This window comes from Pantoea sp. LMR881 (assembly GCF_027157825.1).
GTDB lineage: Bacteria > Pseudomonadota > Gammaproteobacteria > Enterobacterales > Enterobacteriaceae > Pantoea > Pantoea haifensis.
Genome location: NZ_JAPVOK010000003.1, coordinates 14,560 through 30,865 on the forward strand (window position 1 = coordinate 14,560; position 16,306 = coordinate 30,865).

The 16,306-nt window shown below is 53.6% G+C and carries 12 protein-coding genes and 3 pseudogenes; 6 read left to right on the forward strand and 9 right to left on the reverse strand.

Going from position 1 to position 16,306, the window contains the following annotated elements; all coding sequences use genetic code 11:
* Window positions 1-2: 2 nt before the first annotated feature.
* From O3W44_RS24705 to O3W44_RS19715, 6 genes and pseudogenes are all read right to left on the reverse strand, one after another.
* Complete coding sequence (locus tag O3W44_RS24705; protein WP_331283443.1) at window positions 3-248, reverse strand: aldehyde dehydrogenase family protein; 246 nt, start codon at window positions 246-248, stop codon at window positions 3-5.
* A pseudogene (locus O3W44_RS25065) lies at window positions 235-1,385 on the reverse strand (NAD-dependent succinate-semialdehyde dehydrogenase); the annotation flags it as partial. The gene O3W44_RS24705 and the pseudogene O3W44_RS25065, both read right to left, overlap by 14 nt.
* Before the next feature lie 95 nt (window positions 1,386-1,480).
* The gene (locus tag O3W44_RS19700) at window positions 1,481-1,861 is read right to left on the reverse strand and encodes a 5-carboxymethyl-2-hydroxymuconate Delta-isomerase (protein WP_269294497.1); all 381 of its coding nucleotides are present in this window, start codon (window positions 1,859-1,861) and stop codon (window positions 1,481-1,483) included.
* A gap of 53 nt (window positions 1,862-1,914) precedes the next feature.
* A complete protein-coding gene (hpaD, locus tag O3W44_RS19705; RefSeq protein ID WP_269294498.1) occupies window positions 1,915-2,988 on the reverse strand; it encodes a 3,4-dihydroxyphenylacetate 2,3-dioxygenase in 1,074 nt (357 codons plus the stop codon).
* A gap of 59 nt (window positions 2,989-3,047) precedes the next feature.
* Window positions 3,048-4,502, reverse strand: a complete 1,455-nt coding sequence (gene hpaE, locus O3W44_RS19710; protein WP_269294499.1) for a 5-carboxymethyl-2-hydroxymuconate semialdehyde dehydrogenase — start codon at window positions 4,500-4,502, stop codon at window positions 3,048-3,050.
* Window positions 4,499-5,781 (reverse strand): annotated as a pseudogene (locus tag O3W44_RS19715) (fumarylacetoacetate hydrolase family protein). The gene hpaE and the pseudogene O3W44_RS19715 overlap by 4 nt, the downstream one beginning before the upstream one ends.
* A gap of 342 nt (window positions 5,782-6,123) precedes the next feature.
* Between O3W44_RS19715 and hpaR the strand changes: the two are divergent.
* Window positions 6,124-6,573 (forward strand): homoprotocatechuate degradation operon regulator HpaR, encoded by a 450-nt coding sequence (gene hpaR, locus O3W44_RS19720; RefSeq protein WP_269294500.1) that lies wholly within the window; start codon window positions 6,124-6,126, stop codon window positions 6,571-6,573.
* A 357-nt stretch (window positions 6,574-6,930) separates the two neighbouring features.
* The gene (locus O3W44_RS19725; RefSeq protein ID WP_269294501.1) at window positions 6,931-7,596 is read left to right on the forward strand and encodes a helix-turn-helix domain-containing protein; all 666 of its coding nucleotides are present in this window, start codon (window positions 6,931-6,933) and stop codon (window positions 7,594-7,596) included.
* A 27-nt stretch (window positions 7,597-7,623) separates the two neighbouring features.
* On the opposite strand, the gene O3W44_RS19730 is transcribed toward O3W44_RS19725, so the two are convergent.
* A complete protein-coding gene (locus tag O3W44_RS19730) occupies window positions 7,624-9,108 on the reverse strand; it encodes an aldehyde dehydrogenase family protein (RefSeq protein ID WP_269294502.1) in 1,485 nt (494 codons plus the stop codon).
* A 237-nt stretch (window positions 9,109-9,345) separates the two neighbouring features.
* On the opposite strand from O3W44_RS19730, the gene O3W44_RS19735 reads away from it, so the two are divergent.
* Window positions 9,346-10,455, forward strand: coding sequence for a class II histone deacetylase (locus tag O3W44_RS19735; protein ID WP_269294503.1), 1,110 nt, complete (start codon window positions 9,346-9,348; stop codon window positions 10,453-10,455).
* Between the two features lie 267 nt (window positions 10,456-10,722).
* On the opposite strand, the gene O3W44_RS19740 is transcribed toward O3W44_RS19735, so the two are convergent.
* Both O3W44_RS19740 and O3W44_RS19745 read right to left on the reverse strand, forming a co-directional pair.
* On the reverse strand, window positions 10,723-12,117 hold the full coding sequence (locus O3W44_RS19740) for an APC family permease (protein WP_269294504.1): 1,395 nt from the start codon (window positions 12,115-12,117) through the stop codon (window positions 10,723-10,725).
* A 149-nt stretch (window positions 12,118-12,266) separates the two neighbouring features.
* Entirely contained in the window at window positions 12,267-13,097 is an 831-nt protein-coding gene (locus tag O3W44_RS19745; RefSeq protein WP_269294505.1) for a helix-turn-helix domain-containing protein, read from the reverse strand.
* 229 nt (window positions 13,098-13,326) lie between these two features.
* On the opposite strand from O3W44_RS19745, the gene O3W44_RS19750 reads away from it, so the two are divergent.
* From O3W44_RS19750 to O3W44_RS19760, 3 genes and pseudogenes are all read left to right on the forward strand, one after another.
* Window positions 13,327-14,466: a tyramine oxidase subunit B gene (locus tag O3W44_RS19750; protein ID WP_269294506.1), complete on the forward strand. Its 1,140-nt coding sequence runs from the start codon at window positions 13,327-13,329 to the stop codon at window positions 14,464-14,466.
* Between the two features lie 24 nt (window positions 14,467-14,490).
* Complete coding sequence (locus O3W44_RS19755; RefSeq protein ID WP_269294507.1) at window positions 14,491-14,913, forward strand: RidA family protein; 423 nt, start codon at window positions 14,491-14,493, stop codon at window positions 14,911-14,913.
* Window positions 14,914-14,929: 16 nt separating this feature from the next.
* Window positions 14,930-16,224, forward strand: a pseudogene (locus O3W44_RS19760) (NAD(P)/FAD-dependent oxidoreductase).
* The last annotated feature ends 82 nt before the right edge of the window (window positions 16,225-16,306 follow it).

Here is a 16,306-nt window from a genome sequence, read left to right on the forward strand (position 1 = left end):
CTCTATACTCCCGTCTCGTTAATCCCGCCGAAGCAGAGATATTTCACTTCCAGATAGTCTTCAATTCCGTAGCGCGAGCCTTCGCGTCCCAGCCCGGACTGTTTGATGCCGCCAAAAGGCACCACTTCGCTGGAAATTAACCCCTCGTTGATGCCAACCATGCCGCTCTCCAGCGGCTTCGGCAACGCGCCAGCAGCGCTGCACGTTCTGCGTCCAGAAGTAAGCGGCCAGGCCGCTTTCGCTGTCATTCGCCAGTGAAATAGCTTCTTCCTCGCTGTGAAAACGGAATAGTGGGGCGACCGGACCGAACGTCTCTTCCTGGGCGATACGCATGGCGGGTGTGACGTCCGTCAGCACCGTGGGCTGCCAGAACTGGCCGCCGAGGCTGTGCGCCTGACCGCCGGTCAGCAGCCTGGCACCATGACGCAGCGCGTCGTCGATATGTTCCTCTACCTTGCGGCAGGCCGCCTGGGAGATAAGCGGACCCTGTTGCGACTGCGTATCGCTGGCAGGGCCGACTTTGAGCGCGGAGACTGCGGCGGCAAAATGTTCGGCGAAGGTGTCATAAATGCCGTCCTGCACCAGGATGCGGTTAGCACAAACGCAGGTTTGCCCGCTGTTACGGAATTTCGCCGCCAGCGCACCGGCAACGGCGCTGTCGAGATCGGCATCGTCAAACACAATCAGCGGCGCGTTGCCGCCCAGTTCAAGGGACAGTTTTTTACCGTGTCGGCGCTTTGTGCCATCAGCAACTTGCCGATGCGGGTAGAACCGGTAAACGAGAGCTTGCGCACTATATGGCTGGCGGTAAGCGTCGCGCCTACCGCTGCCGCATCACTTGAGGTGATAACGTTAAGCACGCCTGGCGGCAAACCCGCCTCCTCGGCCAGCACCGCCAGCGCCAGCGCCGTAAGCGGAGTCTCAGCCGCGGGTTTCAGCACAACGGTGCAGCCTGCGGCGAGTGCGGGTCCAACCTTACGGGTGATCATTGCGCAGGGAAAATTCCATGGCGTGATCGCCGCCACCACGCCGACCGGCTGTTTGACAGTAACCAGACGACGCTGCGCCGACGGCGACGGAATGGTTTCGCCATAGATGCGCTTGCCCTCTTCGGCGAACCATTCGATAAAGCTGGCACCATAGCTGATTTCACCCAGCGCCTCGCTCAGCGGCTTACCCTGTTCCAGGCTGAGCAGCTGTGCCAGCTCCCGCTGATGCAATGTAATCAGCTTGAACCAGCGTTTGAGGATTGCGCTGCGCTCATGCGCCGTCGCGGCGCGCCATGTCACTAGCGCGCGTGCCGCCGCGTCGACCGCCTGACGCGTTTCTGCGGTACCGAGATCCGCTACCTGCGCAATCGCCTCGCCGTTAGCCGGATTGTGCACCGCAAAGGTGTTGCCGCTGTGCGCGTCACACCATTCGCCATTGATAAAGGCCTGCTGACGACGCAGATTAATTTCATTTTTTCATCACAGCTTCCTCAGCGGAACAGCGCGTGAACATTATTTTGTTTAAAATTCAGCACCGGGTGCAGCTCTTCCACCGCCAGCGACAGCGCGAGATAGCGTTCGCCGCTGAGCGCGGCGAAATGCGCTTTGATTAGCTCGAACAGCGCCGCCATCACCGGCTGCAGTTCCTCCAGCGCGCGACCCTGGCCGATCTTCAGGGTCATATGCACAAAGGCAAAATCCTGACTGCCGTCAGCCATCTGCCAGGTGTCAATCCAGTGCGCGCGGCTGCGGATACCGCCCAGTGGAAAGATGCCGCTGTCGGCAAGGTGGCGATTAACGCGAGTAAACAGGCCTGGCAGATCGGCCTGTTCACGGATGTTTTCCGTACATTCGGCGATAAAGTGGGGCATGGGAGGCTCCGGAAGAAAACGCGGCTGCGGCAGCCAGAGCCGCAGCCTGCGGATTACAGGGTATTGCCGAGCTTATAGCCCGCCTGTTCATCACCCTTGCGGGTGTAAGAAAAACCGTCTGCGCCGATGGTGACTGCCATTTCGCTGGCCTGCTCACGCTCGCGCACCGGCTGCGGCTGGCCATCCAGACCCAGCACCAGTGAACCGTCGGTGTACCAGCTCGGAACTACTGGCGTGCCCCACCAGTCGCGGCGCTGGTTATCGTGCACGTCCCAGCTCACCACCGGGTTATCAGGATCTCCGGTGTAATAGTCCTGGGTATAAATCTCGATGCGGTGCCCGTCAGGATCGCGAATGTAGAGGTAGAACGCGTTCGATACGCCGTGACGACCCGGGCCGCGCTCGATCATGTCAGACTTACGCAGCGCGCCCAGCTTGTCGCAGATTGCCAGAATGTTGTGCTTTTCATGGGTCGCGAAAGCGATATGGTGCATGCGCGGACCTGCGCCGCCGGTCATAGCGGTATCGTGCACGGTCGATTTACGACGCATCCAGGCAGCGTAAACGGTGCCCTGATCATCGCGAATATCTTCCGTAACGCGGAAGCCCAGTCCTTCGATATACTCCACCGCGCGCGGCACGTCCGGCGTAATCTGGTTGAAGTGGTCGAGACGTACCAGCGCGCCCGGAGTATAAAGTTCGTAACGCCAGGCCAGGCGTTCGACGTGCTGCACGTCATAAAAGAATTCATAAGGGAAGCCGAGCGGATCTTCGACGCGCACCGCGTCGCCGATGCCTTTAACGAAGCCGTTGACACGGCGTTCGGTTTTGCAGCCGAGCGCCTTGTAATAAGCCTCAGCGCGATCGACATCTTCCGGGCTGCGCACGCGAAAAGCGAAGGCGGCTACGGCGGCCACGGGGCCTTCGCGCAGCACCACATTGTGGTGGATAAATTCCTCCAGCGAACGCAGATAAAGCGTTTTGTCATCCTCAGCCGTGACGTGTAGGCCGAGGATATCGACATAAAACTCACGAGAGGCTTTCAGATCGGTGACCTGAATTTCCATATAGGCGCAGCGCAAAACATCCGGCGCGGGCAGGGTGGCGGTTAATTTTTTCGTCGTCATTGTTATCTTCTCTCAGGGTAAGAAATGTCCGCTCTGCGCGGCAGAGCGGCGCTGACCGATTACACGCCCCATTTCGGAATGGGATGATCGCCAAATGAAATGCAGACGTTCTTCATCTCAGCAAAGACTTCAAAGCTGTATTCGCCGCCTTCGCGGCCGGTGCCCGACGCCTTCACGCCGCCAAACGGCTGACGCAAATCTCGTACGTTTTGGGTATTGACGAACACCATGCCGGCTTCGATGTTGCGCGCCAGGCGCAGCACTTTGCTGACATCTTGCGTCCAGATATAGGAAGCGAGGCCATACTCAACGTCATTCGCCAGACGCAAGCCTTCAGCTTCATCTTTGAACGGCAGCAGGCAGGCGACAGGCCCGAATATCTCTTCCTGCGCGATGCGCATACGATTGTCGACGTCGGCAAAAACGGTAGGGCGTAGAAAATTGCCATGGCTCAGCCCTTCAGGCTTGTCCGGGCCGCCTGCCAGCAATGTGGCGCCTTCTTCAATGCCGAGACGGATATAACCGGAAACTTTTTCCCAGTGCTGCTGGCTAATCAGTGCGCCCACCTGGGTGGTAGGGTCGGTCGGATCGCCGACACGCAGTCTGTTAGCGCGTTCGGCAAAGCGTTTAACGAATTCCGGATAGATGCTTTGCTGGATAAAGATGCGGGAGCCCGCAGTACAGCGTTCGCCGTTGATGGAGAAAATGGTGAACAGCGCAGCGTCCAGCGCGCGTTCGATATCGGCATCTTCAAATACCAGAACAGGCGACTTGCCGCCCAGCTCCATTGAATACTTTTTCAGTCCGGCGGTTTGCATGATTTTGCGGCCGGTGGCGGTGCCGCCGGTAAAGGAGATAGCGCGCACATCGTGATGACGCACCAGCGCATCGCCGGCGGTATTGCCGTAACCTTGCACGACGTTCAGCACGCCTGCCGGAATGCCTGCCTCCAGCGCCAGCTCGCCAAGGCGATCGGCAGTCAGTGGCGACAGTTCAGACATTTTCAGCACCGCTGTATTGCCCAACGCCAGACAGGGCGCGGTTTTCCAGGTGGCCGTCATAAAGGGAACGTTCCACGGTGACACCAGAGCGCAGGCGCCAACCGGCTGGATCAGCGTGTAGTTCATCATTTTGTCGTCAACCGGATAGGTGCGACCATTCATCTGCTGACAGATTTCGGCAAAAAACTCAAAGTTATGCGACGCGCGCGGGATCAGTACGTTTTTGGTCTGATGAATCGGCAGTCCGGTATCCGCCGTTTCCATCGCCGCAATCTCAGGCACATTTTCATCAATAAGCTCGCCGAGACGACGCATCAGGCGCGCACGCTCTTTCATTGGCGTATTGGCCCATTTTGGGAAGGCATTTTTTGCCGCCTCTACCGCCTGATGGATTTCCTGCTCGCCGCCTGATGCCACTTCAGCCAGCACCTCGCCAGTGGCCGGGTTTAGGGTGGTAAAGTAGTCGTTGCTGGCAATGCTTTTTCCGTTTATCCAGTGATTAATAGTTTTCATTTCCGGCTCTCCTCAAATTCACGCTCGCTCACAATGCGGTTGGTTAAACGGCCCACGCCTTCCACCTCCACTACTACTTCATCGCCCGGCTTTACGTCAGCCAGCCCTTTCGGCGTACCAGTGGCGATCATGTCCCCTGGTTGCAGCGTCATAAATTCGCTCAGGTATTCGATCAGAAAGGGGACATCGAACACCATGTCGCTCGTGGTGCCGAACTGCTTCAGTTCGCCGTTGACCCAGGTTTTCAGCTGCAGGTTCTGCACGTCGGGAACAGCGTCGCGTGGGGTAACATGCGCCAGCAATGGCGTCAGGGTGTCGCGGCTTTTTACGCGCAGGTTGGGGCGGTAGTAATTTTCAAGGTAATCGCGCACCGCATAGTCGTTGCACACCGTGTAGCCCGCGACATAGTCGAGGGCGTCGGCGCGTTTAACGTTGCGCGCGGTTTTACCGATCACTACCACCAGTTCAGCTTCGTAATGCATATATTCGAGGTTGTCCGGACGCACGCTCACGCTGTTGTCGCCCGTCAGAGTGTTGGTGGCTTTAATGAAAATCAGCGGCTCTTCCGGCGCCTTAAATGCCAGCTCGGCGGCATGGTCAGCGTAATTGAGCCCAAGGGCAAACAGCGTGGGATGGTTATCTGGCTGGATCTGCACGGGCTGGCTGTCAGTGAACTGGTTAAGTAATGGGGGCAGGCCCTGCGCTTTTATGGTCACAGTATCGCCCGCGATGACTGGAATACGTTGCTGCGGAGTGCCAAGCAAAATGACATCACCCACCTGCAGCGTGGCGAAATCGCTCAGCGCCGCAATCAACTCCGCCGCGTTGCGATGCAGCTCGGCGGTAGACCAGCTCTGCTTAACGACGCCATTTACTTCAGTCAGGATATCCAGCGCGCTGACGTCGGCCAGAGGGACGACTTCACCAATCGGACAAAATCCATCTCGGCATTTCGCTTTGATGGCCGGACGATAAAGCTTTCTTCCGCGAGGCTCAGCTCATTGGCCAGCGCGTAACCGGCGATATAGCGCGGCGCATCAACCACAGAGACCTTACGCGCTGTTTCGCCTATTACTACCGCCAGCGTGCCGCCGCTAAAGGTTTGTTGCTTAACAGGCAAAGCGATAGTGTCGCCAGACTGACGCTGTGTATTACGCGGTTTGATAAACCATACGGGCGTTTTCGGCGGGGTTTTGTAAGGGGACTGATGGAATACCTCGTCCCATTTTTCGGTCTGAGAGCGATGATTTAACGCAACGGCAAAGACGGACCTTTTCATCATATTTCCTTCAGGCAGTTCGGACTGCATCATTCAGTTGTTAATATGTTAATGATCAATTATTAGATCGTGATAGCTGATGAGATCAAGAGGGTGTAAGCGAATGATATTTTTATAAAATTCACACGATAATAAAATAATTTAAAATTAATCAATTAGTTAATTAATGGCGGCACCTATGATTGTTAAATAATTGTTTCATCTTTCGTGATAGCGATCACTTTATTAACTAGTTAATGTTTTAACTTATTTTGGCAGTGTTATTCTTTAATCCTGTGCAGCATCTGTGGCTGTCCCTATACTGACTTCCACTTAAGCCATTCGATGACAAAGTGACGTGATATGCATGATTCTCTGACCATTGCCTTGCTGCAGGCGCGCGAAACAGCGATGGGTTTTTTCCGGCCTGTTCTTAACCGTTATGCGTTGACCGAGCAGCAGTGGCGCATTATCCGCATCCTGGCGGAGCATCGTTCGCTGGATTTCCATGCGCTGGCTCGGCAGGCCTGCATTCTTCGGCCCAGCCTGACGGGCATCCTGACTCGCCTGGAGCGCGATGGGCTGGTCTTTCGCCTGAAGCCGCTGAACGACCAGCGCAAGCTGTTTGCCTCGCTGACGCCGCGCGGCGTCGAAATTTTTCAGCAGGCGAGCCGTGAGATTGATGCCGGCTACCAACAAATCGAGGCGCAGTTTGGCGAGCTTAAGATGGCACAGCTGAAAATTCTGCTGCAGGAGTTCAACACGCTGCAGGGCGATGCCTCTGAGAGGGAGGAACAGGAATTGACGGGCTAAGCCCGCCCTTATTTTCTTTAACATCTCTTTCACCTGCCACCGGGTATGTAGATTGCCTGCCCCTGTGTATACCGCACCGGCTGCGCGAGAGTTATCGTCCTTAAGGTTGAGGGAAAAGTACCAGTATGCTTTACAACTTATTGAATTTATTCTGTTTATATTAATTTAACGCAGAGTCGGGCAGAATTAAAAATTCTGATCAAGCTCCGGTTTCAGAAAAGAGGGCGCTGGCGCAACTGTAAAAAAGCGGTATGTATAGAAATGTTAATTTAATGTTGTTTCACTGCTTTTATGCGCAAACCCTCAGGGCGTTACGCGTAGCGGTGTAGCAGAGATTGCAATGATGAGGAACATAACATGGCGGAGATTGCCTCCATTCAGGCTGATGCCTTTATCTGTCGCTGCCTGGAAAACTTTACTCAACTTATTCCCGGTTCGATCGGTGTGTTTTATCTGGTCAATGAACAGATGATGCCTTATCAGCATGTGCGCTTTGGCATTTCTGACGAGACGCATCAGGCCTATATGCGAGACTTTATCGCTCTCGATCCTTTTCATCCTCAGCGCTATGCGGCTCAGCCGGTCAGCTTCGCTGGTATGGATGACGCATCGCGCAAAACGGCCTACTATCGCCAGTTTATGAAGCCCAACGCGATGGGTGATTCCATTGAAGTCTATGTGCGCAAGAACCGCAAAATCGTGGCGGGGCTCTCTCTGATGCGCGATAAAGTCTATAGCCTGCAGGAGCGAATGCGTCTGCGCGCTATGCTGTCGCTGGTAGAGGTCGCGACCGACGAGCTGATGCCGCATAGCGGAGAGCAACGACTGACGCCAAAAGAGCAACTCATTGTGGATATGATCCGCGAAGGAGCCTGCAACAAACGCATCGCTAGTCAGCTGGATATTTCGCTCTCCACCGTAAAAACCCATCTGCGCAATATCTTTAGCAAAACGCACGCCAGCAACCGCACAGAGCTGCTGCGTAACGTCAATGCCAGCTGGTATGTCGAGCGGGCAAGTTAACGGCGAGCCGAGGCTCGCCGCAGCGGCTCAGTAGCGCACCATTATCGATTTTAGTTCGGTGTAATCATCGATAAACGCGCTACCGAATTCGCGTCCTGAGCCGGATCCTTTGATGCCGCCAAAGGGGACCGCCGGATCGAGGAAGGTATGCATATTGATCCAGACAATGCCTGCTTCCAGGCGCTCGCTGAAACGCAGCGCCTGACTGATATTACGTGACCAGACGCTTGCCGCCAGACCAAAGGGAGAGGCATTAATGGTTTTCAGCGCCTGCTCTGGGTCTTCATAAGCGATAAAACTGCCTACCGGTCCAAACGTTTCCTCTTTCATCAGCGTACTGCTGGCGGATGCCACGCGTACGGCAGTGGGCTGCAGAAAGTATCCGCCTCCAGCTATCGCCTCACCGCCGCAGACTATCTCGTCACCCTCGCGGCGCGCAGTGGCTAGCAAACTTGAAATTTTCTCCAGCTGAGCGCGGTTTGCCAGCGGGCCCATCGCCGTCGTCTCATCCAGCGGCGAACCGATGACGGTGCTGTTAAGACGGAATTTTAGTTCTTCCAGTACCGCATCTATCTTGTCGACGGGAAGCCAGAAGCATTCTGCCGCAGCACAAATTTGCCCCTGATTAAGATACCCGGCCTCCAGAATGCCATTGACCATTTCTGTCACCGAGAGGTCGCCCAGAAACAGCGCGGCATTTTTGCCGCCCAGTTCCAGCGTGACGCGCTTACCCTGAGCATTGGCGGCGCGGCTGACTGCATTCCCCGTGGCAACCGAACCAGTAAAGCTCACTTTGGCGCAGGCTTCATGACTGATCAGCGCTGGCCCCAGCTCGCCGCCGGGGCCGTTAACCACATTTATTACGCCTGGCGGAAATCCGCACTCACTTGCCAGCTCCGCCAGCCGCAGCAGCGTCAGCGGCGTATATTCGCTGGGTTTCACTACAACGGTACAGCCGCACACCAGCGCCGCCGCGATTTTCCATACTGCAATCATGATGGAAAAGTTCCACGGCACAATTGCCACTACCACACCCAGCGGCTGACGGCGGGTGAAGGCGGTATATTTTTCGCCAGCAAAAGAGGGCAATGAGACATCCAGCGTCTCACCGTTAATTTTACCAGCCCATCCAGCGAAATAACGTAAGAAGGCGACAGACTGATCCAGTTCAAGCATACGCGCCAGCTGGATAGTTTTGCCTGAACAAATCGTTTCGATCTGCGCAAGTTCCTCACGCTTTTCAGCCAGTTTATCAGCCAGCTTCAATAACAGCGTACCGCGCTGTAGTGTTGGCATATCACGCCAGTTGATAAACGCCTGCTGTGCGCTGCGCATTGCGGCATCCGCCTGTGCCAGGCTGGCGCTATGCAGGGTAACCAGCGGCTCGCCTGTAGCGGGATTGATAACGTCGAAGGGTGCATCCGTCCCCAAAACGGCTTTGCCCTCTATGTAACTTCCATGATCACGGGCAAGAAATGCCGTTACCTCAGCCAGTAATGGAATCTGCGGCATAGAAAACCCTCTTTAAAAGCAGACCAGGCGCGCAATGCGCATTCAGGGTTATCACAGCACGAGACGGCGCTCAGACCTATCAGCCAAAAGAACGAGGCGGAGCAGCTTTGTTCTTTCTCTGAGGCGGCAATGCGTGTAGTTCTTTAGGGCGATGACAACAGGATCGTCAGTGCGATATGAGTAGTAGTTTTCAGCGCGGCCAAAAGCGCTACTGGAAGTGGACTTATGGAGATAAAAATGAATAAAACCGGCTTCTTTTATGATGAACGCTGTTTCTGGCACAGTACTGGCCTGCATGTTGTTACGCTTCCAGTCGGCGGCTGGGTTCAGCCGCCGTCGGGTGCGGCGCATGCCGAAAACCCTGAAACTAAACGACGGTTTAAAAACCTTCTGGACGTCTCAGGTTTGTCATCTCATCTACGCAATATGTCGGCCGCGCCGGCCAGCGAAACCGATCTTTTACGCGTCCATGAGCCTCACTATCTCACGCGCTTCAAATATCTCAGCGATCATGGCGGCGGGCTACTGGGTGACGAGGCGCCGCTGGGGCCGGGAAGCTACGAGATAGCCAGTCTTTCCGCCGGTCTTGCCTGCGCCGCCATCGAGGCGGTTCTGAACGGGGAGTGCGACCAGGCCTATGCCCTGAGCCGTCCGCCAGGGCATCACTGCCTGCCGGACGCTTCAATGGGTTTCTGTTTTCTGGCCAACATTCCGATCGCAATCGAACGCGCCAAAGCGCTCCAGGGTGTGGGTAAGGTCGCTGTTATTGACTGGGACGTTCATCACGGCAACGGAACGCAGCATATTTATTATCAGCGCGGCGATGTGCTGACCATTTCGCTTCATCAGGATGGCTGCTTCCCAGCGGGTTACGGTGGAGAAATGGATACGGGATGCGGTGAAGGCGCTGGTGCTAATATCAATATTCCGCTGATGGCGGGCGCGGGTAATGAGGCCTGGCTTTATGCGATGGATCGCATCGTACTGCCTGCACTGGCACGCTTCAAGCCTGACCTCATTATTGTCGCCTGTGGTTATGACGCCAGCGCCATTGATCCTCTGGGACGGATGCTGTTGCACAGCGAAAGCTATCGTAGCATGACCCGCAAGGTCCAACAGGCCGCCCGCGCGCTTTGCTCAGGCCGACTGGTAATGGTACATGAAGGCGGATACTCCGAAGCCTATGTGCCGTTTTGCGGGCTGGCCGTTATGGAGCAGTTGAGCGGCATTAAAACTGATGTCGCCGATCCGCTTCTTGCGTTTATCGAACAGCAGCAGCCGCGCGACACCTTTAACCGCGTGCAATATGCGTTAATAGATGAGTATGCGCGTAATTTGCAGTTGTAATTATCAGGAGCGCCTCACTAAAGCTAGCTGAAACGCTAACGCCCGCTCTGTTACTTGTGACAAAAACGGACAGGTGAGGTGCTATCTTAATAAAATATGCTATGTCTTGATTTTTATTCTGAGTGGCTGATATACGTTTCACCAGGCAGGGTCTGACAGCAACGTAATAAGGGCTTATCATCACTGACTAACTAATCATTCTGTAAACCTGTTGGGATGGAGAGCCCAGAAAGAGTTTGAATTTCTGTCCAGGCCTCCGGCAAAAAATTATTTTTTATATGCGGCTTTCATACCGCGTTTAAACGACATGCCATATCCTGCCAGCGCGCATCCCACAATAAACCATGGTATCCATTTCACTGCACTGGAATCACTCCCGCTCAGCGATTGCAGATTGTTTACTACAAGAATAATGGTAATGGCCATACACAGCATGGACAGTAACGGAGCCCAAAACACCGTAAACCGACTATGATTGCTGTCAAGACGCTGGAAGAACAGAACGACGGAAGCGGACACGCCTAACTGCAGAATAAGAATGCATAAGGTCGCCACGGCAGAACCAATTGCAAAGATATGGACCATCGGATCGAGTCCCGCACTCCCCATGCCCGCCAGCAGCATTAACATGATGGCACTATGCGCATGGCTTGCATTATGCGGCGTGCCGTTTGTTGGGTGAATTTTACTTAGTTCTTTCCAGATTAATCCATCACGGCTGATACTGAACAGGTAGCGCGATATGTTGTTATGAAAAGCTAACGCTGCGGCAAACAGGCTGGTGATTAATAGTACCGACATGGTTTCAACTGCCCACTGGCCAACATATTGCCGGGTGATGTTGAATACAAAGTTACCGGGATCTTTGCTGGCAATGGCCACAATCTGGTCAAAACCATAGGCCTGCACCAGCGACCAACTGGTGAAGCAGAAGAAACCGGTAATCAGTAGCAGGGCGCAGACGGTAGCCCGTGGAACGGTTTTCTGCGGATCGCGACACTCTTCGGCATAAATAGCAGTGGATTCAAAGCCGATAAATGCCGCAATAGTGAAAATAAACGCAATACCCAGATTACCCTGCATAAATACCGAAGGCTCAAAAGACTCGAAAGTATAAGGGCCGTCTTTTTTACTTAACAGCATCACATCGGTTAACAACACTATGGCTACTTCAGCCAGCATCAACACACCGAGAACTTTTCCGCCTACTTCAACGCGTTTGATACTTAACATCCAGCATATTAAAACAAAGATCATACTTAACCCCCACCAGGGGATATGGAGGGAAAAATGTTCTTCAATAAATAATTTTGTAAAGAAGCCAAGCATAGCCACAATGGCAATCTGGATAGAGATATAAGCCATGACTGCCAATACAGATGCTGATGCACCCCAGTTTTCGCCCATACCTTTGGAGATATAAGTATAAAACGCACCTGCATTGTTCACGTGGCGGCTCATAGCGATGAAACCGACCGCAAAAAACATCAAAATAATGCAGGAGAGAATATAAAAAACTGGAATGCCGCCGCCGTTACCAGAAATAATCGCTACCGGTAAACCGCCTACTACACCAGTCAGTGGCGATGCTGCCGCGACGACAAAAAAGACTAAGGAAAACAAACCCAACGTATTCTTGCGTAAGCCGGAATCCGTATTCATCGCCAGTGCCCTCAACAGCTAAGTGAATTTTCTCAGGCAGGAGTGACAGCCTGAGGCAGATAAGGTAGCGGCATCATTTCTCAGCATTGAGGCTGGCAGATAGAAAAAATCGGACAGCGTCACAGTGCAACGCTGCACTCTTTTAGTGCTCAGTGAAAATGAAGGCGATGGAAATAATCTTCATGCCTGATAAGACGCTGATAGTCACACGGCGTGGTGCTGACAAATTTTTTAAACTCGCGCAGGAAGTGGGACTGGTCACTGAATCCAAGATCAAATGCCAGATCGCTGAATGACAACTCCTCTCGTAAGTGAATAGTGTTGATGGCCGACTGGCAGCGCAGAATGCGGCTAAAAGCCTTAGGCGACATACCCGTATCATGGCGGAACTGGCGTTGAATGGTACGGCAGGTATATCCCGTCAAGGCCTCCAGTTGATCAACGCGGATATTGCCATTCAGCCGGCGAATTGTCTGAATAATTACCGACGTCACCGCCGAGGCTTTACGCATCAAGCGCGACGTAAAGTAAGCATTAAACAGCATAATTTGCCGGGAAAAATCCTGTGCCTGCACGATCTGTTCAAACGCTAAACGCGCATCGGGTACTACATCGAGAAAACTGAATTCGCGATCGGGTATCTCTTCTGCCATCACGTCAAGAAAGTCAGGAATTACGCCCGGCGCAAATCTTACGCCGAAATAGCGATGATTATGCTGCATATCTGCGCCACGCGCTTCAAGCGTGGTGCCACACACGCGTGCCTGAGGATTTTCTGCATGACAATCAAAGAGGATATCCACGCAGCCGTCAGGAATAGCCAACGTCATACTGGCATTTTGCGCAACTTCAAAACTATAGAAATGCGATATCGCAGGATTATCTGAGGCTATCAACGAGTAATGCTGAGCTGCATTCATCACAAACCATGGCTGCTCAGGTTGAAATCCTCGGTGGCGATATAAGGGTAGTGAGGTCATGGCAAGCTCCGCTTGGGCTATTTAGTCTCAAGAATGCAAGCGCTATGCCACGCCTGCTTTTCGCCATGTCGCAAATATTCAATACAGCTGGACATCTGACGCGCTATTCCTGTTTCACACAGCAAATGCCCCCTTGTCCGATAAGTGGCAAAAGCCAGTGAAATTTCTGTTTATGACATTCATTGATACAGCAGGAAATAGACCATAAGAGTGATTGAAGAGGCGACCTATGAATGATTCAACCCGCATCGATTTTATTTACTTGTCAGAGCAAGACATGATTCGAGCTGGCGTGACCGACATGGCCGCCTGTGTGGATACCATGGAAGAGATGTTTGGCCTGCTGTATCACGGCGACTATCGCATGGCAGGCGCAAATAATGATTCGCATGGTGCCATGGTGACTTTTCCAGAAAACTCGCCGTTCCCTACAATGCCAAAACCCACCGCTGACCGGCGCATGATGGCCATGCCTGCTTATTTAGGCGGCAGTTTTTGCACGGCAGGCGTGAAGTGGTATGGCTCAAATATCGCTAACCGCGAAAAAGGGCTGCCGCGCTCAATTCTGATGTTCACCCTGAATGATGCCGATACCGGCGCGCCTTTGGCGCACATGTCTGCCAACCTGCTGTCGGCCTACCGTACTGGCGCAGTGCCCGGTGTGGGGGCGCGTCATCTGGCACGCAAGGATTCACGGGTGATTGGTTTGCTCGGACCAGGTGTGATGGGCAAAACCGCTGTTGCAGCGTTTATTGCTGTGTGTCCGCGTATCGACACCATCAAAGTGAAAGGGCGAGGGCAGCCTAGCCTTGATAACTTCCTTACGTGGGTGCAGGAAACCTATCCGCAGATCAAGCAGGTAGAGATTGTCGATACGCTGGAAGAGGTGGTACGCGACAGTGATATTGTCACCTATTGCAGCTCAGGCGAAGTGGGGGATCCAGCTACATATCCAGTTGTGAAACGTGAGTGGGTAAAAGGAGGAGCTTTTTTGGCAATGCCCGCCTTGTGCAATATCGATGCAGGCATGGAGCAGCCTGACATTCGCAAAGTGCTAGATAATACCGGCCTGTATCACGCCTGGTTCGATGAAGTGCCTAAACCCGCGCATCGCTACATTCCAATTATTGGTGTGCGTTTTATGGACATGTTGGCTGAAGGAAAACTGCAAGCGGAGCAGCTGGAAGACATTGGCAAGATCGTTGCCGGTGATGCGCCTGGACGCCAAAACGATGAGGAGATCATCATTATGTCGGTTGGCGGTATGCCGGTAGAAGATGTGGCCTGGGGCACAGTGTTGTATCGCAATGCTATCGAGAGAGGTATCGGCATAAAACTCAACCTGTGGGAATCACCGGTTTTACGTTAATCAGTTTATTAAAAGAGAAAAATCATGACTACCATCATTAAAGTTAAAACCGGTTCGAAATTTGAAGAGCAAGCGAGCTACTCACGTCTTGTCGCGGTGGATAACTGGATTTATGTGTCAAATACCGCCGGTCGTAACCCGCAGACTAAAGAGATCCCCACAGATTTGCGCGAACAGACGCTGCAGGTTTTTGCCAATATTGAAACAGCATTGGCCGCTATTGATGCCACATTGCAGGATGTGGTGTGCTCGCGTGTATTTATTCAAGACCCGGATGATGTCCCCGCCGTGATGGCTATCATCGGCGAGAAGTTTCGCGGTATCAATCCGGCATCAACCGTAACCTGTCCACCGCTGGGATCCACTGTTTATAAAGTAGAGCTGGAAGTGACCGCTTACCGCGGAGCAGGCAAAGCCCAAATTCAGGAAATTAATGTAGCTCTGTAAGGGCGGGAGATGCGCTATGGCACCAGTTATTACGCCAGTCACAACCTCACATGTTATGCCGGATGCTACCACTGTGGTGATCATCGGTGGCGGCATTGTAGGGTTAACGGCCGCTCTGACGCTCGCTGAGCGCAATATTCCGGTAGTCGTCCTGGAGAAAGGGCGCATCGCGGGGAACAGTCGTCACGAAATTTGGGCTGGATCCGTAAAACTAGCCGCGCGCTGGATGATATTCCGCTGGCGCAGGCAGCCGATCGCCTGTGGGCAGAGATGGCAACGCGTGTGGGCTATGATGTAGGCTATCGTCAGGCGGGTATTATGTTTATCGCTCGCAATGAGATGCAGATGGCAATGCATGAAAAGTGGCTCAAGAGCGTCAATACCGCTGGGCTGGACACCCGACTGCTCAGCAATGCCGAAATTGCAGCGCATGCACCTGGCGGCGCAGAAAAATGGGCGGGAGGCATTTTTACCGCATCTGACGGACGGGCAGAACCTACGCTGGCGGCAAGTGCTATTGCGAAAGCCGCTATCGCTAAGGGCGCGTACGTTATAGAGGGGTGCGCTGTGCGCGCGTTAGCTACCAGCAATGGTAAAGTCAGCGGCGTGGTGACAGAACGAGGTGAAATTCGATGCGATCAGGTTCTACTGGCAGCCGGTGCCTGGTCACGTCGCTTCTTAGGTAATCACGGCATCGACTTGCCAACACTACCGCTTATTTGCTCAGTAATGCGCACTAAACCGTTACAGGGTCCTGCCAATACCGCAATCGGCGCTCCTGATTTTTCGTTCCGCAAACATCAGGATGGGGGCTTTATTATTACCCAACGAGGTGCGCTGGATGCGCCCTTGACGCTCGATCATCTCTTGATCGGGACGCGCTATCTACCGCAGTTACGTCACGCGCGAGACAATTTGCGGATTTCTTTGGGCAAATATTTCGCAAAAGATTTAGCCCTGGCGCGTCGCTGGCGAAGCGATCGGCGTTCGCCCTTTGAGCAAATCCGCACGCTGGATCCACAAGCCAATCCGGCATTGAATAATGAAGCAATGCGTAATTTACGTGCGGCCTGGCCAGTCTTTCAACAAGCCGAAATGGCCGAATCATGGGCAGGAGTGATTGATGTCACGCCAGATTCTAACCCAGTGATTGGCCCGGTGGATGCCATACCGGGATTAACCCTGGCGACAGGCTTCTCTGGCCATGGCTTTGGTACTTCACCTGCCGCTGGACAGCTAGCTGCGGATTTGGTGACTAACCATCCTCCTGTGGTTGATCCAGCTCCTTACAGGTTTGCGCGCCTGCTGTAATGGCAGTTCATAAGCCGCCTGGACTGTATATTTAATTCAAGCGCCTGATGTCTGGTTGACATGCCCTTACTCGACGCATTCA